The organism is Hydrogenophaga flava NBRC 102514 (assembly GCF_001571145.1).
In the GTDB taxonomy this organism is placed as follows: domain Bacteria; phylum Pseudomonadota; class Gammaproteobacteria; order Burkholderiales; family Burkholderiaceae_C; genus Hydrogenophaga; species Hydrogenophaga flava.
On record NZ_BCTF01000018.1, the window covers coordinates 1 to 22240 of the forward strand.

General features: G+C 66.5%; 20 protein-coding genes. 5 read left to right on the forward strand and 15 right to left on the reverse strand.

What is annotated here, in order from left to right:
• Nucleotides 1–169: 169 nt before the first annotated feature.
• Nucleotides 170–1105 (reverse strand): DMT family transporter, encoded by a 936-nt coding sequence (locus HFL01S_RS15845; RefSeq protein WP_066260447.1) that lies wholly within the window; start codon nucleotides 1103–1105, stop codon nucleotides 170–172.
• A 119-nt stretch (nucleotides 1106–1224) separates the two neighbouring features.
• Here HFL01S_RS15845 and HFL01S_RS15850 point away from each other — a divergent pair, with 119 nt between their 5' ends.
• The gene (locus HFL01S_RS15850; RefSeq protein WP_066260448.1) at nucleotides 1225–2217 is read left to right on the forward strand and encodes a quinone oxidoreductase family protein; all 993 of its coding nucleotides are present in this window, start codon (nucleotides 1225–1227) and stop codon (nucleotides 2215–2217) included.
• A 69-nt stretch (nucleotides 2218–2286) separates the two neighbouring features.
• On the opposite strand, the gene HFL01S_RS15855 is transcribed toward HFL01S_RS15850, so the two are convergent.
• The 8 genes from HFL01S_RS15855 to HFL01S_RS15890 form a co-directional block, all read right to left on the reverse strand.
• Entirely contained in the window at nucleotides 2287–2826 is a 540-nt protein-coding gene (locus tag HFL01S_RS15855; protein WP_084383382.1) for a porin family protein, read from the reverse strand.
• Nucleotides 2827–3062: 236 nt separating this feature from the next.
• The gene (locus tag HFL01S_RS15860; protein WP_084383383.1) at nucleotides 3063–3572 is read right to left on the reverse strand and encodes a porin family protein; all 510 of its coding nucleotides are present in this window, start codon (nucleotides 3570–3572) and stop codon (nucleotides 3063–3065) included.
• A gap of 77 nt (nucleotides 3573–3649) precedes the next feature.
• A complete protein-coding gene (locus HFL01S_RS15865) occupies nucleotides 3650–4282 on the reverse strand; it encodes a putative outer membrane beta-barrel protein (protein WP_066260452.1) in 633 nt (210 codons plus the stop codon).
• A gap of 113 nt (nucleotides 4283–4395) precedes the next feature.
• Nucleotides 4396–5532, reverse strand: coding sequence for an aminotransferase class V-fold PLP-dependent enzyme (locus HFL01S_RS15870; protein WP_066260453.1), 1137 nt, complete (start codon nucleotides 5530–5532; stop codon nucleotides 4396–4398).
• A gap of 134 nt (nucleotides 5533–5666) precedes the next feature.
• Nucleotides 5667–7340 (reverse strand): Na/Pi cotransporter family protein, encoded by a 1674-nt coding sequence (locus HFL01S_RS15875; RefSeq protein ID WP_066260454.1) that lies wholly within the window; start codon nucleotides 7338–7340, stop codon nucleotides 5667–5669.
• A gap of 33 nt (nucleotides 7341–7373) precedes the next feature.
• Nucleotides 7374–7880 (reverse strand): signal peptidase II, encoded by a 507-nt coding sequence (lspA, locus tag HFL01S_RS15880; RefSeq protein WP_066260455.1) that lies wholly within the window; start codon nucleotides 7878–7880, stop codon nucleotides 7374–7376.
• Nucleotides 7880–10783: an isoleucine--tRNA ligase gene (gene ileS / locus HFL01S_RS15885; protein ID WP_066260459.1), complete on the reverse strand. Its 2904-nt coding sequence runs from the start codon at nucleotides 10781–10783 to the stop codon at nucleotides 7880–7882. The genes lspA and ileS overlap by 1 nt, the downstream gene beginning before the upstream one ends.
• Nucleotides 10784–10893: 110 nt before the next feature.
• Nucleotides 10894–11961 carry a bifunctional riboflavin kinase/FAD synthetase gene (locus tag HFL01S_RS15890; protein WP_066260460.1) on the reverse strand — a complete coding sequence of 356 codons (1068 nt, stop codon included), beginning with the start codon at nucleotides 11959–11961 and terminating at the stop codon, nucleotides 10894–10896.
• A gap of 139 nt (nucleotides 11962–12100) precedes the next feature.
• Between HFL01S_RS15890 and HFL01S_RS15895 the strand changes: the two genes are divergently transcribed.
• On the forward strand, nucleotides 12101–12658 hold the full coding sequence (locus HFL01S_RS15895; RefSeq protein ID WP_066260461.1) for an HNH endonuclease: 558 nt from the start codon (nucleotides 12101–12103) through the stop codon (nucleotides 12656–12658).
• Between the two features lie 48 nt (nucleotides 12659–12706).
• On the opposite strand, the gene HFL01S_RS15900 is transcribed toward HFL01S_RS15895, so the two are convergent.
• The 3 genes from HFL01S_RS15900 to HFL01S_RS15910 all read right to left on the reverse strand — a co-directional run bounded on the left by HFL01S_RS15900 (nucleotide 12707) and on the right by HFL01S_RS15910 (nucleotide 15764).
• Entirely contained in the window at nucleotides 12707–13822 is a 1116-nt protein-coding gene (locus tag HFL01S_RS15900; protein WP_066260463.1) for an acyl-CoA dehydrogenase family protein, read from the reverse strand.
• Nucleotides 13823–13832: 10 nt separating this feature from the next.
• Nucleotides 13833–15014 carry an acyl-CoA dehydrogenase family protein gene (locus HFL01S_RS15905; RefSeq protein ID WP_066260464.1) on the reverse strand — a complete coding sequence of 394 codons (1182 nt, stop codon included), beginning with the start codon at nucleotides 15012–15014 and terminating at the stop codon, nucleotides 13833–13835.
• Between the two features lie 78 nt (nucleotides 15015–15092).
• Nucleotides 15093–15764: a YceH family protein gene (locus HFL01S_RS15910; RefSeq protein ID WP_066260466.1), complete on the reverse strand. Its 672-nt coding sequence runs from the start codon at nucleotides 15762–15764 to the stop codon at nucleotides 15093–15095.
• A gap of 48 nt (nucleotides 15765–15812) precedes the next feature.
• On the opposite strand from HFL01S_RS15910, the gene purN reads away from it, so the two are divergent.
• On the forward strand, nucleotides 15813–16400 hold the full coding sequence (gene purN / locus HFL01S_RS15915; RefSeq protein WP_084383385.1) for a phosphoribosylglycinamide formyltransferase: 588 nt from the start codon (nucleotides 15813–15815) through the stop codon (nucleotides 16398–16400).
• Nucleotides 16401–16410: 10 nt separating this feature from the next.
• On the opposite strand, the gene HFL01S_RS15920 is transcribed toward purN, so the two are convergent.
• From HFL01S_RS15920 to HFL01S_RS15930, 3 genes are all read right to left on the reverse strand, one after another.
• Complete coding sequence (locus HFL01S_RS15920; RefSeq protein WP_066260470.1) at nucleotides 16411–17025, reverse strand: LysE family translocator; 615 nt, start codon at nucleotides 17023–17025, stop codon at nucleotides 16411–16413.
• A gap of 73 nt (nucleotides 17026–17098) precedes the next feature.
• Complete coding sequence (locus tag HFL01S_RS15925) at nucleotides 17099–17920, reverse strand: helix-turn-helix transcriptional regulator (protein ID WP_084383387.1); 822 nt, start codon at nucleotides 17918–17920, stop codon at nucleotides 17099–17101.
• Nucleotides 17917–19536: a peptide chain release factor 3 gene (locus HFL01S_RS15930; protein ID WP_066260474.1), complete on the reverse strand. Its 1620-nt coding sequence runs from the start codon at nucleotides 19534–19536 to the stop codon at nucleotides 17917–17919. The genes HFL01S_RS15925 and HFL01S_RS15930 overlap by 4 nt, the downstream gene beginning before the upstream one ends.
• Nucleotides 19537–19571: 35 nt before the next feature.
• Between HFL01S_RS15930 and HFL01S_RS15935 the strand changes: the two genes are divergently transcribed.
• Both HFL01S_RS15935 and HFL01S_RS15940 read left to right on the forward strand, forming a co-directional pair.
• On the forward strand, nucleotides 19572–20837 hold the full coding sequence (locus HFL01S_RS15935) for an RsmB/NOP family class I SAM-dependent RNA methyltransferase (protein ID WP_066260475.1): 1266 nt from the start codon (nucleotides 19572–19574) through the stop codon (nucleotides 20835–20837).
• A 137-nt stretch (nucleotides 20838–20974) separates the two neighbouring features.
• Nucleotides 20975–22201, forward strand: coding sequence for a DesA family fatty acid desaturase (locus HFL01S_RS15940; RefSeq protein WP_066260476.1), 1227 nt, complete (start codon nucleotides 20975–20977; stop codon nucleotides 22199–22201).
• Nucleotides 22202–22240 lie beyond the last annotated feature (39 nt).

The window sequence follows — 22240 nt, forward strand, 5'->3', positions numbered from 1 at the left end:
TGTGGCCCGGCGAAGCCGGTTCCACCGCATCCTCGAACCGGACACGCGCTTCGGAGAAGCCGCCTGTGTGTTGAGGGGGAGCTGGTTCCAGGGCACCGCGGAACCAGCTTCGCCGGGCCGCCAGTGCCGCCCCCTGGGGGGGTGACGCCGCAGGCGGCGCGGGGGGGCTCTACCTCTTCGAGCTGACCAGAATCCCGCCCACGATCAGCACGAAGCCGGCCAGGTGGTAGAGGTGCGGCGGCTCGCCCAGCAGGGTCGCGGACATCAGCGCCGCGAACAGCGGGGTGAGGTTGCTGAAGAAACCGGCCACGGTCGGACCGACCCGGGACACACCCGCGCCCCAGGCCCGGTAGGCCAGCAGCGAGGGGCCGATGGCCACGTACAGCAGCGACAGCACCAGCGGCCAGCCCCAGCGCAGATGGTGTTCGCCCTCGGGCAGGGACGGCAGCATCAGCCATTCCCCGGTGGTCATGGCGGCTGACCAGGTGAGTCCGAAGGCCACCTGGGCGAGCAGGAAGGCGGCCCAGTCGCGCCGCACCTCGGGCGGCTCGCTGCCGGGCGCCGGGCGGGCGAGCATCCAGCTGTACCAGGCCCAGGTGATGGAGGCTGCGAGCATCCAGGCGTCGCCCGGCACCAGTTGCAGGGTACCCAGCTGGCGCCAGTCGCCGCGCACCAGCACCACGGCCACCCCGGCGAGCGACAGCGCAGCACCCAGGGCAGCGCGCCGCGTCACCGGCACGCCGTAGAACAGTCGGCCCAGCAGGATCATCCACACCGGCATGCTGGCGGCGACCAGCGTGACGTTGATCGGCGTCGAGGTCTTGAGCGCCATGTACTGCAGCGCGTTGTAGAGCGCCACGCTGGTGAGGCCCAGCACGGCGAAGCGCCGGCCGTGTGCCCACACCGGGCTGCGCGGCGCCAGCACCCAGGCGGCCAGCGGCAGCAGCATCACGAAGGCCAGCACCCAGCGCAGGAAGTTGAAGGTGATGGGCGGGATGCTGCCCTGCATCAGCCGGCCGACCACGGCGTTGCCGGCCCACAGCAGCGGCGGTATCAGGAGCAGGGCCGCGGTGGCCGGGGTCAGGCGCTGGGAGGGGTTGGACATGCTTGGACTGTAGCGACCGGGGGCATCCCCTGGCTGGCCTGGGGCTGACGGACTGACACCCTCGGGACGGTCGCGAATCGTGGCAGCATGTGCGGCATTGCCAACCTGAGGAGACCTGCATGACCCAGACCAGCCGCGCCGTGCGCATCCACGCCCATGGTGGCCCCGAACAGCTTGTTGTCGACACCGTCGAGGTCGGCGATCCCGGCCCTGGCGAGATCCGCATCCGCCACCACGCCATCGGCCTGAACTTCATCGACGTCTACCAGCGCACCGGCCTCTACCCCAACCCCATGCCTCTGGCACTGGGCATGGAAGGCGCGGGCGTGATCGAGGCGGTGGGTGAGGGCGTGACCCATCTCAAGGTCGGCGACCGCGCGGCCTACGCGGCGGGCAAGCCGGGCAGCTACTGCGATGTGCGCGTGATGCCGGCGATGAATGTCTGCCAGCTGCCCGACGCCATCTCGTTCGAGACCGGTGCGGCCATGATGCTCAAGGGCCTGACCGCGCAGTACCTGCTCAAGCGCTGCAAGCCGGTGGAAGGTCTGGAGAAGGGCGACTTCGTGCTGTTCCACGCGGCGGCCGGTGGCGTCGGACTGATCGCCTGCCAGTGGGCCAGGGCCCTGGGCCTGCGCCTGATCGGCACGGCCGGCAGCGATGAAAAGTGTGCGCTGGCGCGCGAGCACGGCGCCGAGTTCAGCATCAACTACCGCACCGAAGACTTCGCCGCGCGCGTGAAGGAGATCACCGGCGGCCAGGGCGTGAAGGTGGTCTACGACTCGGTGGGCAAGGACACCTTCGAGAAGTCGCTGGACTGTCTGCGACCCTTCGGCCTGATGGTCAGCTTCGGCAACGCCAGCGGCCCGGTGGCGCCGTTCGCGCCGGGCATTCTGGGTCCCAAGGGCTCGATCTACGTCACGCGCCAGACCCTGTTCACCCACATCAGCAGCCGCGAGCGCACACAGGCCATGGCCGATGACCTGTTCGACGTGGTGGGCAGCGGCGCGGTGAAGATCCGCATCGACCAGCGCTTCGCGCTGACCGATGTGAAGAAGGCGCACGAAAGCCTCGAAGCGCGCCAGACCACCGGTTGCACCGTGCTCCTGCCCTGAGCGGGGGACAACAAATAAGCCCCGGGGTCTTACGGTCCCGGGGCTTTTTCAATGCTCAACAGTCGGAGGTCAGAACTTGAAGCCGACGCCGAAGGTGACGCCGTCGACCTTGGTGCCGCGGCGGTCCAGGTAGTTCATGTAGTCGGCGTTCAGCGACAGCTGCGGCGTGAGGCTGAAGCTCGCGCCACCACCGTAGGCGAAGCTGGTGGTGCGGTTGGAGTCGCCGACGCCGAACGCCGAGGTGCTCACCTTGGTGCTGGCCACGCCGGCCCGGCCGTACAGCTCGACGGTGTCGCCCAGCATGACCTTGGGTTTGACGAAGGCCCCCAGCATGTTGTCGACCTCACCCGTGGCCGAGGCCGGCCCGATGCGCACCGAGTCGTCCTTCAGGCCGGTGGCCGCGTGTCCCTCGATGGCCAGGTGCGGCGCGAGTTCCACGCCCACGATGGCGCGCGCGGCGGTCGGCTTGACCTTGGCGTCGAAGCCCCGGCTGTCCTGCTTGAGGTTGAACTGGCTGTAGCCCACCTCGCCATACACCCCCTGCGCATGCGCGCCGAGGGCGAGCAGCGAAGCGGAGCCGATGAGCACTGTTTGCAGACGTCGTTTCATGAAACCTCCTGGTTGTGAAGATCGCTGGCCCGGACAGGCCAACGCCCAGTAGGAGGAACGCGCAGGACGGGCGGTTCCGGCGATTGGGACAACGCTGCGCAAACGAGGTAATGAAATGTAGGCCGTGGGCAGGGCGTCTGCATCCGCTGGAGATGCCCGTGCGTGCTGGTTGGAAGTCCGTCGGCACCAATGAAAAAGGGCACTTGCGTGCCCTTTTGCTGTGAGTGGGGAAATCCTCAGAACGAGAACTTCAGGCCCACCGCGACGCCGCCTTCGAGGTCGCCGAAGTCCATGTAGTCCACGTTGATGGACATCTTGGGCGTCAGGTAGTAGCTCGCGCCAACGCCGTACGACACGTCGCTGTCGGAGTCGGACACCTTGGCGGAGAAACCACCCATCGAACCGGTTGCGGAAACCTTGTAGTTCACATAGCCCAGACGGCCATACAGCTCGAAGGCGTCGTTGACCTTGAAGCTGGACTTGGCATAGATGCCTGCCAGACGGTCCAGCTTGACCTTGGCGGTGACGCCCATGGAGGAGTCCTTGCCATCGCGAACGCTCGTGCCGAACATGCCTTCGACCGCCAGGTTCGGGTTGAACTGGTATCCGACGATGCCGCGAACCGCCGCCGGGTCGGTGGCGAGATCGGTGTCGAACATCTGGTAGGCCACATCGCCGTACACGGATTGAGCCTGGGCCGACACAGCGGCGAGGCCGAGCATGGAGACGAGGATGAGTTTTTTCATGGGGTTCCCTTGATGAATGTGCGTTGTGAAGAGTGATTCTGGTTGGACACCAGAATCGAAACGGAGTGTAACGACCTTCAGAAAGACATGCCGGCACCCAGCGTGAAACCGGTAAGTTTCACGCCGCTGCCGCTGTAGTAGGTCATGTAGTCGGCGGCCACGCTGACCGGGCGGTTGCCGAAGGACTTCCAGGGCGTCACGGTCTTGAATCCCAGCCCGTAGGACAGGCCGGCGCCGCCGTCGGTGCCGGTGTAGCCGCCGACGCTGGTGCCGGCGTTGGCAATGCCCAGGCGGGCGAAGAACTCGGTCTCACCACCGATGCGCAGCCGTGGCTTGGCGTAGGCGCCCAGCAGGGTGCCGGCGCTCACGCTGTAGGCAGTGCCCCAGGGTCCCACGGCATCGGCTCCACGCAGGCCCAGGCCCAGCATGGCTTCTGCGGCCAGGTTGGGGTGGTAGTCGTAGCCGGCGACGGCGCGCAGCATGATGGGCTTGGCCGAGATGCCGGCGCGGGAGATCTTGTAGTTCAGGAAGCTCAGTCCGAGCTCCCCGTACACCTGTCCGTCCAGGCCTTGCGAGGCCAGACCCTTTTCCACATAGGCCTCGCCTTTGGCGGCGCCGGCACTGGCTTTCTTCTGAACGGTTTGCGCCGAGGTGGCGCAGGTCATCACAGCCATCGCGCCAAGCGCGACGAGCTTCGTCGTGGTTTGCATGGAAACTCCCTGAAAAACAATAATGCTGAATCGCTTTCCTCCGCTTGACGGGCGGCACACAAGAAAAAAGGAGCCCGTTGTCGGGCTCCTTTTCCGGTCGGAAAGCGGCGGGATTATATCTTTGGACTTACTGTCTTCAGCGCATCCTGCAGGTGGGAGAGGGTGCCCGCCACGTCGTGCCATTTGTCCAGGCCGAACAGGCCGATGCGGAAGGTCTTGAAGTCGGCGCCTTCGTCACACTGCAGCGGCACGCCGGCGGCCGTCTGCAGGCCGGCGGCGAGAAATTTCTTGCTGTTCTGGATGTCGGGGTCGCTGGTGTAGCTGACCACCACGCCAGGCGCCTGGAAGCCGGGCGCAGCCACGCTGGCAAAACCATTCGACTCCAGCAACTCACGCACGCCGCGGCCCAGCGCGATCTGCTCCTCGCGCACCTTGGCAAAGCCGTAGGCCTCGGTCTCTTTCATGGTGTCGCGCAGGCGTTGCAGTGCATCGGTCGGCAAGGTGGTGTGGTACGCGTGACCGCCGCCCTCGTAGGTTTCCATGATCTGCAGCCACTTCTTCAGATCCATAGCGAAGGTGGTGCTCTGTGTCGCGTCGATGGCCTGTCGTGCGCGTTCGCTGAGCATCACCATGGCGCAGCAGGGCGAACTGCTCCAGCCCTTCTGCGGTGCGGAGATCAGGATGTCGACACCGGTGGCCTTCATGTCGACCCACATGGCGCCGGAGGCGATGCAGTCCAGCACGAACAGGCCGCCGACGGCGTGTACGGCCTCGGCCATCGCCTGCAGGTAGTCGTCGGGCAGCATCATGCCGGCGGCCGTCTCGACGTGCGGTGCGAACACCAGTGCCGGCTTCTCTTGGGCGATCGCTGCGGTCACCTCGTCGATCGGGCAGGGCGTCCACGGCGACTGCGCGCCGTCAGCGGTCTTGCGCGCCTTGAGCACAGTATGGCTGGCGGGAATCGAGCCCATGTCGAAGATCTGCGTCCAGCGGTAGCTGAACCAGCCGTTGCGGATCACCATGACGTGTTTTCCGTGCGCGAACTGGCGCGCGACGGACTCCATGCCGAAGGTGCCACTGCCGGGCACCAGCACCGCCGAGTGCGCGCCATAGACCTGCTTGAGCATGGCCGAGATGTCGGTCATCACGCCCTGGAAGCGCCGGGACATGTGGTTGAGCGCGCGGTCGGTGTAGACCACCGAAAATTCCAGCAGTCCGTCGGGATCGATGTGGGGCAGCAGTCCGGGCATGAGGGTGTCTCCGTCAACAGGTGTGCTGGCCAGATTAGCACAGCGCCCAGCACTTTCATCGCAGGGCCGCCCCAAGATGAAAGCAGCCCCTTGGGGGCAGCGACCCGCGCAGCGGCGGAGCGTGGGGCGGATGTTCAGTGGCGGCCGGGCGGGGTCTCCAGGCTCTGCAGCCGGCTTTCGCGCAGGCGGCTGGGCGCCAGCGCGCCGGCCGAGTCGAGGATGGGGTAGGCGATCGAACAGATGTGCGAGTTGATGCGCTTGAGGTCGCTGATCAGGTCGATGTGCAGCGAGCTGCTTTCCATGCTGGGCGCGGTGCGATCGGCCAGGCGTTCGAGGTGGCTGCTCGCGTATTCGCGCTCCATCTCGCGGAAGCGCACCTTCTCTTCCAGCAGGCGCTGTGCATCGCGCACGTTGCCATCCAGGAACACGCTCATGCCCAGGCGCAGGTTGTCCAGCAGGCGCGCGTGCATAGCGCTGATCTCGGTCATGCCAGCCTCGGAGAATGCACGGCCCTTGCGGATCTTCTTGTCCTCGATGTCCAGCAGCACGCGTTCGACGGTGTCGCCGATCTGCTCCATGTTGATGGTGAAGCTGATGATGTCGGTCCAGCGCCGGCTCTCCTTCTCGTTGAGCTGTTCGCGCGAGATCTTGGTCAGGTAGTACTTGATGGCCGAGTACAGGTCGTCCACCGTGTCGTCCATCTTGCGCAGGTCCTGCGACAGCTGCAGGTCGTTGGTGCGGATGACCGTCATCACGCCGCGCAGCATGGTCTCCACCACGTCGGCCTGGTGCAGGGCCTCGCGCGCCGCACACGAGATGGCCAGCGATGGCGTGGCCAGGGCGGAGGGGTCGAGGTGGTTGGGTCGTTCGAGTGCGCTTCCGGCGTTCTGCAGCGGCAGCAGCTTCTCCACCCAGCGGGCCACGGTGCCGGTCAGGCCAATGAAGGCCAGGCCGACCATCAGGTTGAAACACAGGTGGAACAGCACGGTCTGTGCCGCCGGGTCCGGCACCCAGGGTGGCACCCAGCGCAGCCAGAACGGAATGAGGGCTGGCGCAATGGCCACCCCCATCAGCTTGAACAGCAGGTTGCCCAGAGGCACCTGGCGCGTGGCGCGGTTGGCCTTGGCCGTGGTCAGCACCGCCAGCAGGCCGCTGCCCAGGTTGGCGCCCAGCACCAGGCCCAGCGCCACATCGATGCCCACCACATTGATGGCCAGCGTCGCGGTGAGCAGCACCACGGCCAAACTTGAATACGACAGCACCGCCAGCGTGGCGCCCACCAGGATCTCCAGCATGCGGTCGCTGGTGAGCGACTCCAGCATCAGCTGCACCGCGGGGTTGCCGGTCAGCACGTGCGTGGCCTGGCTCACCAGCTGCAGGGCCAGCAGCATCAGGCCCAGGCCAATCAGCACACGACCCACATCACCGACCTGGGTGCCCTGGCGCAGGATGAACAGCGTCACGCCGACGAAGATGAACAGCGGCGAGAGCCAGGACAGGTCGAAGGAGAACACCACCGCCATCACGCTGGTGCCGATGTCGGCACCCAGCATCACGGCGAGGGCCGCAGGCAGGGTGATCAGGCCACGCCCGACGAAGGATGCGGTGATGAGGGCGGTGGCGGTGCTGGACTGAACCAGGGCGGTGACGCCCAGTCCGGACAGCGCCGCGGTGAGGCGGTTGCCCATGCTGGCCGCCAGCACCTGGCGCAGCTTGCTGCCCAGCACGCGCAGCACGCCGGTGCGCACCAGGTGGGTCCCCCAGACCAGCAGCGCGATGGCGGCCAGCAGATTCAGCAGGTGTTTCATGTCCGGGAAAACTATACCCGGAGTGCCATCGGTTTAACGGCTCTTCTTCACCCGCAGGATCTCGTCAAGGATCAGGGCGATGGCGCCGACGGTGATGCCCGCGTCGGCCAGGTTGAACGCCGGGAAATGACCGCCCGGGAACAGGCCCGACAGGAAGGACCAGTGGAAGTCCAGCATGTCGACCACGTAGCCGTGCAGCACGCGATCCACCACGTTGCCGATGGCGCCGCCCAGGATGCAGGACAGCGCAAAGGCGAACAGCTTCTGTCCGGGGTGCGAGCGCAGCATCCAGACGATGAATACCGCCGCCGCGATGCCGATGCCGGTGAACAGCCAGCGCTGCCAGCCGCCGGCGGACGCCAGGAACGAGAAGGCGGCGCCGGTGTTGTGCACCCGCACGATGTTGAAGAAGCTGGTGACGTAGGTGCTGTCACCCAGCTGGTAGTAGCCCAGGATCAGGGTCTTGGTGAACTGGTCCAGCAGGAAGACAACAGCGGCCAGACCGAGCCATGGCCAGAGGCTTGCCTTGGTCTTGGCCATCAGGCGATGCTCCTCGTTTCGCCAGCGCCTGTGCCGGCGGCTTCGGCCAGATTGCTCACACAGCGGCCGCACAGCGTCGGATGTTCGGCGTGCGCGCCCACGTCGTCGGCGTAGTGCCAGCAGCGTTCGCACTTGGTGGCGGTGCTCGGCGTCACGGTCACAGCCAGTTCCGCGCCGTCCACCACGGTCACGGCCGAGGTGATGGTCACGAACTTCAGGTCCGCGCCCAGCGCGCGCAGCAGGGCCGCGTCATCCGCGCCGGCGGTGATGGTCAGGTTGGCCTGCAGCGAGGCGCCAACCTTGCCTTCGGTGCGCAGGTCTTCGATGGCCTTGTTGGCGACGTCTCGGATCTCGCGGATGCGCGACCACTTGGCCAGCAGCGCCTCGTTGGCCGACGGCAGGGCACTGAAGGTCTCGAAGAAGATCGAGCCCTTCGTCTGGTCCTTGGCGAACACGGCCCAGGCCTCCTCGGCGGTGAAGCTGAGGATGGGCGCCATCCAGCGCAGCATGGCGTGGGTGATCTGGTGCAGCGCGGTCTGGGCCGAGCGGCGCGCCAGGCTCTTGGGCGCGGTGGTGTAGAGCCGGTCCTTGAGCACGTCCAGGTAGAACGCGCCCAGGTCTTCCGAGCAATACACCTGCAGCTTGGCCACCACGGGGTGGAACTCGTAGACGTCGAAGTGCTTCAGGATCTCGGCCTGCAACTCGCTGGCGCGGGCCAGGGCGTAGCGGTCTATCTCCAGCATCTGCTCCAGCGGCACCGCGTCCTTGGCCGGGTCGAAGTCGACCGTGTTGGCCATCAGGAAACGCAGCGTGTTGCGGATGCGGCGGTAGGCGTCGACCACGCGGGCCAGGATCTTGTCGTCGATGTTCAGATCGCCCGAGTAGTCGGTCGCACCCACCCACAGGCGCACGATCTCGGCGCCGAGCTTGGTGGTGACCGATTGCGGCTCGACCGTGTTGCCCAGCGACTTGCTCATCTTGCGGCCCTGGCCGTCGGTGGCAAAGCCGTGGGTCAGCAGGCCTTTGTACGGCGCGCGGTCGTAGATCGCGCAGCCCAGCAGCAGCGAGCTGTGGAACCAGCCGCGGTGCTGGTCATGGCCTTCGAGGTACAGATCGGCCTCGGGGCCTTGGGCGTGCGAAGCACCGTTGGGATAGGCCTTGGCGTGGCTCCCGCGCAGCACGTGCCAGAAAGTCGAACCCGAGTCGAACCAGACTTCGAGGATGTCGGTGCTCTTGGTGTACTGCGGCGCGTCGGCGCCCAGGATGTCTTCGGCCGTTACACGGCTCCAGGCCTCGATGCCGCCCTTTTCGACGATGTCAGCCGCCTGGTCGAGGATGGCCATGGTGTTGGGATGAAGCTCGCCCGAGTCTTTGTGCAGGAAGAAGGGCACCGGCACGCCCCAGGACCGCTGGCGCGAGATGCACCAGTCGGGCCGGTTGGCGATCATGTCGCGCAGACGGGCCTTGCCGTTTTCGGGGTAGAAGCTGGTGTGGTCGATGGCGTCCAGCGCCAGCTGGCGCAGGGTCTTGGGCGCCTTGTCCTGGGTGAAGACGCCTTCGCCCTCGTCCATGCGCACGAACCACTGCGCGGCGGCGCGGTAGATCACCGGCGTCTTGTGGCGCCAGCAGTGCGGGTAGCTGTGGGTGATGGCCTGCGTGGCCATCAGGCGGCCGTGTTCGCGCAGCGTGTCGATGATGACCGGGCAGGCCTTCCAGATGTGCTGGCCGCCGAACAGCGGCAGTTCTTCGGCGTAGACGCCGTTGCCCAGCACCGGGTTGAGGATCTGGTCGTAGCGCAGGCCGTGGGCCACGCAGCTGTTGAAGTCGTCCACACCGTAGGCGGGCGCGGAGTGCACGATGCCGGTGCCGTCGCCGTCGCTCACGTAGTCGGCCAGGTACAGCGGCGAGAGGCGTTTGTAGCTGTATTCCCCGGAGCCGCTGTCGAGGTCGTACAGCGGGTGGCGGAACACCTGGCCACGCAGGGCTTCACCCTTGGCGGTGGCCAGCACATTGCCGGTCAGGCCGAAGCGCTCCAGGCACTTCTCGACCAGGCTGGCGCCCAGCAGCAGCACGCCCTTGGGCGTGTCGACGAGGGCGTACTCCAGCTCGGGGTGGGCGTTGAGCGCCTGGTTGGCTGGGATGGTCCAGGCCGTGGTGGTCCAGATGACGGCGAAGGCTTGCTTGCCAGCCGGCAGGGCCGCCAGGCCGAAGGCTTGGGCCAGACCGGTGGCGTCGTTGGACTCGAAGGCCACGTCCAACGTGTCGCTCTTCTTGTCGGCGTATTCGATCTCGAATTCGGCCAGCGACGATCCGCAGTCGAAGCACCAGTAGACGGGCTTCAAGCCGCGGTACACGAAGCCGCGTTCGATCACGCGCTTGAAGGCGCGGATCTGGCCCGCTTCGTTGGCCGGGTCCATGGTGCGGTAGGGGCGCTCCCAGTCGCCCAGCACGCCCAGGCGCTTGAAGTCCTCACGCTGCTGGTCGATCTGTTCGGTGGCGTAGGCGCGGCTCTTGGCCTGCATGTCGTCGCGGCTGAGGTTGCGGCCGTGCAGCTTCTCGATCGCGTTCTCGATCGGCAGCCCGTGGCAGTCCCAGCCGGGGATGTATTGCGCGTCGAAGCCGGCCAGCTGGCGGCTCTTGACGATCATGTCCTTGAGCACCTTGTTCAGCGCATGGCCGATGTGCAGCTTGCCGTTGGCGTAGGGCGGGCCGTCGTGCAGCACGAACAGGGGCGCGCCCTGGCGGGCGTCGCGCAGGCGTTTGTACAGGCCGCCGCTGTTCCAGTCGGCCACCCAGCCCGGCTCGCGCTTGGGCAGGTCGCCGCGCATCGGGAAGGGCGTGTCGGGCATGTTCAGCGTGGCGCGGTAGGCGCCGCCGCTGGCGTTCTCGTTCTTTTCAGCCATGGTGTTCGGCTTTCGGTGGGTGGGGCTTGCAGGCTCGGTGGGCGGCGCGGTGGCCGCAGGGGGTGGGGCAGGGCGCCCCGAGCCTGTGCAGGGGCGGCGACCGGGGGCGGTCAGCCTTGAATTCGGTCGCGCGTGGTCTGGCGGCGCGTCTGGGCGTGCAGCGAAGCAAAAAACGCGCGAGCGTCGTCGCAGTCCTTGGCGATCCCTTGGGTCAGGGCGTCCAGGCCGTCGTATTTCAGCTCGTCGTGCAGTTTGTGCAGCAGTTCCACCCGGATGATTTTACCGTAGGCCTCTCCGCCGGGCAGGGTGGCCGAGAGCCCGGCGGGCCAGTCCAGGCAATGGGTTTCCAGCAGCACGCGGCCGCCATTGACGTCGTTGGGGTCCAGCGAGGGGCGCACGCCCAGGTTGGCCACGCCGGCGAGGGGCTCTCCAGGCCGGGTGAGGCCGTGCACATGGACTGCGAAGATGCCACTGGCAGCGGGTTTCCAATGCGAGAAGCGAAGGTTCAGCGTGCGAAAGCCGTCCCCGCGCCCCGGGCTCGACTCGGCCAGCTGGCGGCCCAACTTGCGTCCATGGACCACGTGGCCACTGATGGCATAGGGCCGGCCCAGCAGGGCGGCAGTGCGCTCCATGTCGCCGGCCGCCAGCGCCTCGCGCACCGCCGAACTGCTGACACGGGTGCCGTGCACCTCGTAGCTCTGCATGCGCGCCACATCGAAGCCCATGGCCGAACCTGCGGTGTCGAGGAGGCGATAGTCACCGGCCCGCTGGGCGCCGAAGCGGAAGTCGTCGCCCACCAGCACGTACTTGACGCCCAGTGCCCGCACCAGGATGTCCTCGATGAAGGCCTGGGGTGGCAGCGAAGCCAGCCGCTGGTTGAACGGCAGCACCACGCACTGGTCCACGCCACAGCGTTCCAGTTCTTCCAGCTTGTCGCGCAGCGTGGCGATGCGGGCGGGCGCCAGCTCGGGTTTGCGGTGCACCGCAGCGAAGAAGTCGCGCGGGTGGGGCTCGAAGGTCATCGCGCAGGTGGGCACGCCTCGGTGGCGGGCCTCGTTCTGCAGCAGCGCCAGCATGGCCTGGTGGCCACGGTGCACACCGTCGAAGTTGCCGATGGTGAGTGCGCAGCCCTGGGTCGCGGGCAGGGGGCGGTTCCAGAGGCCGCGGAGGATTTTCATGAGGGATTGCGCGGGGTTCGCGAGGGCGTCACAAAAGCACGCTATATTGACACAGCCCCGCGGGCACTGGCCTGTGGGCGCACCAGCCGCAGGTGACGATGCGGCTGGCCTCTTCAGTTTTAGTTGAAGGAGCCAGGTCTTGAAGGTCTTGAAGCTGTCTGCCCAGGGGCTGCCGCAATCGTGGATCAGCCTGGAAGAAGCCGTGCTGCACTACGCCGCGGACGAGGTGCGCTGGGAAATGGGCGCCGAGGTGGCGGTGTTCCATGGCGGGCACAACGCGGTCACCGGGCGCCAGTCGATCATCACCGTCAACTCGATCATCGGCACCAAGGGCGTTCCCAACATCAACCCCTTCGAGCTGCGGCCGACGCTGACCAACGCCAAGCTGTTCGCGCGTGACCGCTGCCTTTGCGGTTACTGCGGCCACCGCTTCCACGAGGACGAACTGACGCGCGAGCACATCCTGCCCATGGCCCAGAACGGCCGCGACATCTGGATGAACGTGGTCACGGCCTGCAAGTCCTGCAACCACCGCAAAGGCAACCGCACCCCCGAGCAGGCGAACATGCCGCTGCTGTACGCCCCCTACGTGCCCAGCCTCTGGGAGGACTTCATCCTGCGCAACCGCCGCATCCTGGCGGACCAGATGGAGTTCCTGATGTCGCACCTGCCCAAGACCTCCCGGTTGCACGCCTGAATGAAAAAGCCCCGCTTGGCGGGGCTTTCGGTGAGACGTCCTTGGCGATCAGGCGAACACGCCCGCCGAATCCTCCATCCGCGCCGACACCTCGCCCAGGTGGTGCAGGGTGTCGCCGTAGGTCATTTCCAGCTGCGTGAGTTTCTTGAAGTAGTGGCTGACGATGTATTCATCGGTCACGCCGATACCACCATGCAGCTGCACCGCCTGCTGGCCCACATAGCGCATCGATTGCCCCAGCTGCACCTTGGCGCGCGAGAGCGCTCGGCGGCGCTCGTCCGCCGGGGCATTGAGCTTGAGGCTGGCGTAGTAGCTCATCGACCGCGCCAACTCCAGCTGCATCTTCATATCGGCCATGCGGTGGCGCAGGGCCTGGAAGCTGCCGATGGCGACGCCGAACTGCTTGCGTGTGTTCAGGTACTCGGCCGTCACGGCCACCGTCTTGTCCATCACACCCACCGCCTCGGCGCAGACGCAGGCGATGCCGATGTCCACCGCGTGTTCCAGCGCGGTCAGGCCATTCGTTGTGACCAGCGTGGCCGCGGCGTTCTGCAAGCTCACCTCGGCCGCACGGCCGCCGTCCTGGGTACCGTACCCCTGGGTGGACACGCCGTCGGCGTTGCGCTCGACCAGGAAGAGGGCGATCTGGCCGTTGGCCATGGCCGGCACAAGGAAGGCGTCGGCCTGGTCGCCCGCGGGCACCACGCTCTTGGTGCCGCTGAGGGTCCAGCCGCTGCCCGCCTGCGTGGCGGTGGTCTTGCAGATGTCGAGCTGGTAGCGCGCGCCGCGCTCTTGCTGCGCCAGCACCACCAGCGCTTCGCCTGCCGCGATCTTCGGCAGCCAGGCCGCTTTCACCTCGGCGCCGCCATAGGCGCCGATCACGCCGCTGGTCACGAGGGTTTGAGCCATCGGCTCCAGCACGATGCCGCGGCCCAGCTCCTCCATCACCACCATGCCTTCGACCGGACCCATGCCCAGACCGCCGTCGGCTTCGCTGATGTACAGGCCGGCGAGGCCGAGTTCGGCCAGCTCGTTGTAGGCCGCGCGGTCAAAGCCACCAGCTTTCACGATGGCACGTCGGCGCTCGAAGTCATAGCCCTTGTCGACCCACTTGTGCACCGCATCGCGCAGCTGTTCCTGGTCGTCGCTGAAATCGAAATCCATGTCTGTCTCCTTAGCCGAGGACCGTCTGGGCGACGATGTTGCGCTGCACTTCGTTGGAGCCACCGTAGATGGTGGTCTTGCGCATGTTGAAGTAGGTCGAGGCCAGCGGTGCGTTGGCCACCACAGCGCCCGGGAAGTTGCCTTGCCAGCCGGCTTCCATAGCTTCCTCGATAAAAGGCGTGGCGAACGGGCCGGCGGCCAGCATCATCAGTTCGGCGTAGCGCTGCTGGATTTCGCTGCCCTTGATCTTGAGCAGGCCGGCAATGTCGAGCGACTGCTTGCCCGATTTCTCGGCCGACAGCACGCGCAGCACCAGCATCTCCAGCGCCACGATGTCGACTTCCAGCAGCGCGATCTGGTCACGGAAACGCACGTCGTCCCACACGCCTTCGGCCTTTGCGATGCGCTTGAGGCGTTCCAGTTCGCGCTTGGCGCGGTTGACGTCGGCGATGTTGGTGCGTTCGTGCGAGAGCAGGTGCTTGGCGTAGGTCCAGCCCTTGTTCTCTTCGCCGATCAGGTTCTCCACCGGCACCTTGACGTTGTCGAAGAAGACCTCGTTGACCTCGCACTCGCCGTCCAGCAGCTTGATGGGTCGTACCGTCACGCCGGGGGACTTCATGTCGACCAGCAGGAAGCTGATGCCTGTCTGCGGTTTGCCTTCGGTGCTGGTGCGCACGAGGCAGAAGATCCACTCGCCGTACTGGCCCAGCGTGGTCCAGGTCTTCTGGCCATTGACGACGTAGTGGTCGCCCTGGCGCTCGGCGCGGGTCTTGACCGAGGCCAGGTCCGAGCCCGAGCCCGGCTCGCTGTAGCCCTGGCTCCACCAGACCTCGCCGCTGGCGATGCCCGGCAGGAAGCGCTCCTGCTGCTCCTTGTTGCCAAATGCCATGATCACCGGCGCCACCATCACCGGCCCGAAGGGCACGATGCGCGGCGCGCCAGCCAGGGCGCATTCTTCTTCAAACAGGTGCTTCTGCACGGCCGTCCAGCCCGGACCGCCGAACTCCTTGGGCCAGCCGTAGCCCAGCCAGCCCTTCTTGCCGAGGATCCTGGCCCAGCGCTGCATGTCGTCCCGTGAGAGGCGCAGCGCGTTGTGGACCTTGTGGGCGATGTCGGCGGGCAGGTTGTCCTTGACCCAGCCGCGAATCTCGTCGCGGAACGCCAGCTCTTGCGGCGTGAATGCCAAATCCATGCTTGTCTCCGTGGTCGGGGGATCGGTGGTCGCCGAGGGTGGCGGCCCGATCCACGAAGTTTCGCACGACCGTTCGTTTTATGGCTGTCCGGGCTGTGACAAACCCAGCTGTTCCCGAAGGTCGGCCAGCTGGGCCTGGAGGGTCGCCACCGTGGCTTCGAGCGAGGCGACCCGTGCGGCCAGTGCGCCGTCCCCACCGGTCGGCTCGACCGAGAGTGGTGCCGACAGATCGACCGGCCCGCACAGCAGGTGCGCCCAGCGCTGCTCGCGGGCACCGGGCGCGCGCGGCAGCTTGACGACCAGCGAGCCACCCTTCTCGTCGCTGCGGTCCTGCATTTCTTCCAGGAAGCCCTCCACCGAGGCGATGTCCAGGAACTTGTACCAGCGGTCGGCGTTGATGCGCAGCTCTCCCGCCGTCTGCGGGCCGCGCAGCATCAGCAGGCCCAGCAAGGTGGCCGACTGGTCCGGCACGCCGGCCGCGCGCGGGAGGTTGTGTTCATAGCGCGGCACGCGCGAGCCGCTGGACTCGATGACCATGCTGTAGTCGCGCAGCACATCAATGGCGTCGCCGATCTGGGCCTCGCTGAGGCTCATCACCGGTTCCCGGGCGGTCTTCTGGTTGCAGCCGCCGTGCAGGCTGTTGAGCGAGAGCGGGTAGCTGTCGGGCACGGTGCGGGCCTTTTCCATCAGTGTGGCCAACACGCGGGCTTCGACAGGTGAAAGGGGGCGGGTGCGGAAATCGTGGTTCATTACACTTGGCGGCCCCAGCGGGCGCTGAATCGGTCGGTACATCGGGTCGTGAACAAGAACATCGTCATTCTCATCTCAGGCGGCGGCTCCAACATGGCCACCATCGTCCAGGCGGCAGAAAAAGGCCGCTGGCGCGAGCGCTTTGGTGCCCAGGTGGCGGCCGTCATCAGCAACAAGGCCGACGCCGGGGGGCTGGCCTGGGCGCGCGAACACCATATTCCGACCGCCGCCTTCGACCACAAGGCCTATGCCTCGCGCGAAGCTTTCGACGCCGCGCTGATGGCCGAAATCGACCGCCACCAGCCGGCGCTGGTGGTGCTGGCGGGCTTCATGCGCATCCTCACGCCGGGTTTTGTGCAGCACTACGAAGGACGCCTGGTCAACATCCATCCCAGCTTGTTGCCTGCTTTCCCGGGCCTGCACACCCACCAGCGCGCCATCGACGCCGGCTGCCGGTTCGGCGGCTGCACCGTGCACCGCGTGACCGCCGAACTGGACCACGGTGAGTACCTGGACCAGGCGGTGGTGCCCATCCTGCCGGGCGACACCGCCCAGAGCCTTGCCGCCCGCGTGCTCACGCAGGAGCATCTGATCTATCCGCGGGTCGTTGAACGGCTGTTGGCCGCCATGGCCTGACTGGCCCGGTTCAGCGGGTGCTCCAGGCCAGCTTGCCCGCCATCACGGCGAAGGCGAGTGCGAATCCTCGGCGCAGGGCATCCCGGACGCGCGCCGAGCCGGCCACCCGCTCTCGGAAGGCATGCGCCGCGCAGCCGTAGAGCACGAACACGCCGAAGGTCATGGCCATGAACACCCCGCTCAACAGGGTGAACTGCCGCATCGGTGACGGGTCCACAGGGTCCATGAACTGGGGCATGAAAGCCATGAAGAACAGGGTGAGCTTGGGGTTGAGCAGGTTCAGCAGCACGGCTTTGCCCACCAGCCGTGCCGGGTGACTGGGCCTTGTTGTGGCGTCGGTCTCGAACGCCGAGCAGTCCCGCCAGGTCATCACCGCCAGGTACAGCAGATACAGCACCCCGGCGACCCGCAGCAGCTGAAACGCGAGAGCGCCCGCATGCATCACCGCCGCCAGTCCCAGGGCCGTGGCCGCCATGTGGGGCACGATACCCAGGGTGCAACCAAGCGCCGCCCAGGCACTGGCCCGCCGGCCACGCGACAGGCCGGTGGAGACGGTGAACAGCACACCAGCTCCCGGGGTGATCACCACCACGGCGGAAGTAAGCAGGAATTCAAGCGAGATCATGGTCAGACTCCAGGGCAAGGCTATGCGGCCGATGTGCCCACTGTGTCTCGCCGGGGTGTGTGCGTCTTGAACGTTATTGCAGCGGGCCGGTCATGGCCAGTCGCCATTGTCCAGGCGTGAAGCCGAAGTGGCGCACGAACTGCCGGTTCAGATGGCTCTGGTCGGCAAAGCCGCAGGCAAATGCCGCTTCGGCCAGCGGCGTGCCGGCGGCGATCAGCCGCCGCGCCTGGCGCAATCGCTGCTGCTGCAGCCAGGCGAACGGGGGCAAGCCTTGCCAGTGCGCGAACTGGCGCACCAGCTGGAAGCGCGAGAGTCCCGCCAGTTGGGCCAGTTGATCCAGGTCGGGCGGCGCGACGACCTGATCGAGCAGGCAGTCGTGCACCCGCTGCAGGTTGGCCGGGGCCACAACCTCGGTCTGGCGGGTGCTGTGTCCATGTGCCAGCAGACCACAGACCTGGGTGAGTGCTTCTTCGCAGGCTGCGACAGTCAGTGGGGCGTCGTGGTCCATGTCATCCCAGCGGTGAAACAGCCGGGCGATGGCAGTGCGCACGACCGGGTCGTCGAACACGGGCTGGGTGAACTCGCGCGCCTGGCCGTCCACCAGCCGGGCCATGGCCGACGAGGTGACGTGGACCATGCGCCAGCGCCGGGCAGTGCGGCCCAGCGGGTGGCCGTCGTGCACCTCACCGGGGTTGGATGTGACGATGTGACCAGGCAGGGCCTCGACCGGGCCCCGTCCGCTGGCCGACCGGTGACCACCCGCTTCCATCACGCCAAAGCCGTGGCCGTCGTGCCAGTGGCGGCCGAAACTGCGATCACTGTGCAGCTCCTCGGTGTGCACCCCGTCGACGGGGCCGCGCCGGAGGCGGACGTGGTGGAGGGGGGAGGAGCTCACATCGACTTGTGGAACACCAGTCCCGCGTGCTCGCGCATCGCGTGGAACTTGATCTTCGGCCAGTTGGCCTCGACCGCGCGCAGCGTGGCCATGTGATCCAGCAGCACGGTGGGTGCGTCCACAGCGTCCAGCGCCACGCGGTGGGCGTTGGCGTCCATGAAGCGCTTGAGCTCCTGCTCGCCGCCGTCCTCGGGCGCGCAGGTCACCCAGCGCGCCACGTTGTAGTTGCTGCCCATGATGCGGGCGCGCACGCCGTACTCATGCTCCAGCCGGTGGGCCACCACCTCGAACTGCAGCTGGCCGACGGCGCCCAGCAGCAGCACCGTGCCGGCGATCGGGCGGAACACCTGGATCGCACCTTCTTCGCCCAGCTGGGTCAGGCCGGCGCGCAGCTGCTTGGTCTTGAGCGGGTCGGCCACTTCCACGCTGCGGATGATTTCCGGTGCGAAGAAGGGCAAGCCGGTGAACTGCAGGGCCTCGCCTTCGGTCAGTGTGTCGCCCAGCTGCAGCACGCCGTGGTTGGGGATGCCGATGATGTCGCCGGCAAAGGCCTCGTCCAGCAGCTCGCGGCGCTGGCTCAGGAAGCTCACTACGGTGTTGGGCCGCAGTTCCTTGCCGCTGCGCACCACCTTCAGGCGCATGCCACGCTCGAAATGGCCGCTCGCCACGCGCACGAAGGCAATGCGGTCGCGGTGCGCCGGGTCCATGTTGGCCTGGATTTTGAAAACCACGCCACTGAACTTGGGTTCGACGGGCTCGACCACGCGCTGGATCGCAGCCTTGGCGCCCGGCTGCGGCGCCAGGTCGACCAGGGCGTCCAGCACCTCGCGCACGCCGAAGTTGTTGACGGCCGAGCCGAACAGCATGGGCGTCTGGTGGCCTTCCAGAAAGGCCTGCTTGTCAAACGCGGGCGAAGCGCCCTCGACCAGTTCCAGCTCGTCCTTGGCCGCGGTCCATTCCATGCCAAAGCGTTGCGCGCTTTCGGCGTTGTCCAGGCCGGCCAACACCTCTTCGTCGCCGCCGCGGCGGTCTTCACCGGCGGCGAACACGCGCATCTGGTCTTCACGGCGGTCGTACACGCCGCGGAACATCTTGCCCATGCCCACGGGCCAGGTGAAGGGCACGACGGTCATGCCCAGTTCGCGCTCGATCTCGTCCATCAGGTCCAGCGGGGCTTTCACCTCGCGGTCCATCTTGTTGACGAAGGTGAGGATGGGCGTGTTGCGCGCGCGGCAGACCTGCAGCAGGCGCCGGGTCTGCGGCTCCACGCCGTTGCCGGCGTCGATCACCATCAGCGCAGCGTCCACAGCGGTCAGCACGCGGTAGGTGTCTTCCGAGAAGTCCTGGTGGCCTGGGGTGTCGAGCAGGTTGATGACGCAGTCGCGGTACTCCATCTGCATCACCGAGGAGGCAACGGAAATGCCGCGCTGCTTTTCGATTTCCATCCAGTCGGAGGTGGCGTGGCGCGCGGCCTTGCGCGCCTTGACCGAGCCAGCGATGTTGATGGCGCCCGAGAACAGCAGCAGTTTCTCGGTCAGGGTGGTCTTACCCGCGTCGGGGTGCGAAATGATGGCGAAGGTGCGGCGGCGCTGCACCTGTTGGGCGATGTCGGACATAACCCTTGATTATCCCCGGTGGGACAATACCAGCCATGCACCCCAAAGCCCTTCTGGACGAAAGCGCCAGCCTGATCGAAAAAGTCTTCAAGTTCGACCACCCGGCCGACGCCATCGTCGCGCGCCATTTTCGCGAGAACAAGTCGCTCGGCCCGCGCGAGAGGGCGACGCTGTCGGACACCGTGTTCGCCGTGCTGCGCGAACGTCTGAAGTTCGAGTGGCTGGCCCGTTCCGGCAGCGGGTCCAAATGGCGGCGACTGGCCATTCTGGGGTTTCCCGGAGAGCGCGACTATCTCAAGAGTGCGCTGACAGATGCGGAGAAGGACTGGTGGGACGCTTGCGGGAAGGTGGGCGACGCGCAGTTGCTGGCGCCGCACCGGCACAACCTGCCCGAGTGGCTGGCCCAAGCGCTGCGCGGGCAGGTGGGCGACGAGTTCGATGCACTGGCCGCCAGCCTGCTGCGCCCGGCACCGCTGGACCTGCGGGTCAACGCCCTCAAACAGAAGCGCGACGCCGCATTGGCCGCCGTGCGCAGCGCCGGATGGCCTGCCGAGCCGACACCGTACTCACCCTTGGGTATTCGGCTGGAGGGCAAGCCCAATCTGGCCCGGTTGCCCATGTTCACCACGGGTGAGGTCGAGGTGCAGGACGAAGGCTCGCAGCTTCTGGCCCTCTTGCTCGGGGCCAAGCGTGGAGAGATGGTGGCCGATTTCTGCGCTGGCGCGGGAGGCAAGACGCTGGCGATCGGTGCGTCCATGAAAAACACGGGCCGCCTCTATGCCTTCGATGCCTCGGCCCACCGTCTCGATGCCATCAAACCTCGGCTGGCGCGCAGCGGGCTGTCGAATGTGCACCCGGTGGCGATTGCCCACGAACGCGATGAGCGCATCAAGCGGCTGGCCGGGAAGATGGACCGTGTGCTGGTCGACGCGCCGTGTTCCGGACTGGGCACACTGCGCCGCAGCCCGGACCTGAAATGGCGCCAGACGCCCGAGACCGTCGCGGCGCAGGCTGAGCTGCAGCAGCGCATTCTGGCCAGCGCGGCCCGTCTGCTCAAACCCGGTGGGCGGCTGGTCTACGCGACCTGCAGCCTGCTGCCCCAGGAGAACGAGGCCGTGGCGAAAGCTTTCGGGGGAGGGCACCCCGAATTCGAGCCTCTTCAAATGACCGATCTGCTTGCCGCGGCGCAGGTCGGAGAGGCTGCCTCCCTGTGCGGTCCGGACGGGCAACACATGAGGCTGTGGCCTCACCGACACGGCACGGACGGCTTCTTTGCCGCGGCATGGCAGAAAAAAGGCTGACACGATTCGGATTGATTTCACATTGTGGTGCGCAACTTGGGGAATTTCACCCCCGCCGGTAAAATTGCAGGCTTTCCCGCCAGGCGCCCGCAGCGGGAACTTCATGTTGTTACGCCGGGCGCGCACATAGGAAATCAATGTTTTCTTCCGATTACGGCCTCCTGTCCTATCTCTGGGACGGGCTGATCCAGTTTCTGGCCGATGGCCTCACCCAGGCCACCTGGTGGCAAGCCATCATCGCGGCGCTGGTGATGACGCACATCACCATCGCCAGCGTCACGATCTACCTGCACCGCCACTCGGCGCACCGTTCGCTGGACCTGCACCCGATCGCCTCCCACTTCTTCCGCTTCTGGCTGTGGATGACGACCGGCATGGTCACCAAGGAGTGGACCGCCATCCACCGCAAGCACCACGCGAAGTGTGAGCACGAGGGCGATCCGCACAGCCCCGTCGTGTTCGGCATCAAGAAGGTGTTTTTCGAAGGCAGCGAGCTGTACCGCGCCGAGGCCAAGAACCAGGAGACCCTGGCCCGATACGGCCACAACACCCCTGACGACTGGATCGAGCGAAATGTCTACACAGGTCGTTCGCGGCTGGGCGTGAGCCTCATGCTGATCATCAACGTGGCACTGTTCGGTGCCCTGGGGCTGACGGTCTGGGCGATCCAGATGGCGTGGATCCCCATCACCGCCGCCGGCATCATCAACGGTATCGGTCACTGGTGGGGCTACCGCAACTTCGAGGCAGCGGATGCCAGCACCAACGTGTCGCCCTGGGGCATCATTATTGGCGGCGAAGAGCTGCACAACAACCACCACACCTACCCGACGTCTGCGAAGCTTTCGGTCAAGCCCTACGAGTTCGATATCGGCTGGATGTACATCACCATCCTGAAGACCTTCGGGTTGGCCTCGGTGAAGAAGCTGCCACCCAAGATGGCCTTCGGTGCTGTCAAGCCGGTGGCAGATGAAAAGACCCTGGAAGCGATCATCGCCAACCGCTACGAGGTCATGGCCGGCTATGCCCGTGAACTGCGTGTGGCCTGCCAGCGTGAGGTCGAGGCGCTCAAGGGCCGCAGCGGTGATGTTTCCGCGCTGGAGGCGGCCCGCCGCTGGCTGCACCGGGATGAAGACAAGGTGCCGGCGGCAGTGAAGCCCCAACTGGCGCAGGCCCGTGCTGAGCACCCGGTGCTGGACAAGATGGTCACCATGCGGGAGGAGCTGCGTTCGCTCTGGACCGGTACGAACGCCACGCGTGAACAACTCGCGGCCGACCTGCAGGCCTGGTGCCGCCGCGCCGAAGAGAGCGGTATTGCCGCCTTGCGCGATTTTTCGATCCAGCTGCGCTCCGCGCGCGCCTGACGGAATCGAGCACTCCCCGCGCCACGACGGTGGTGCGGG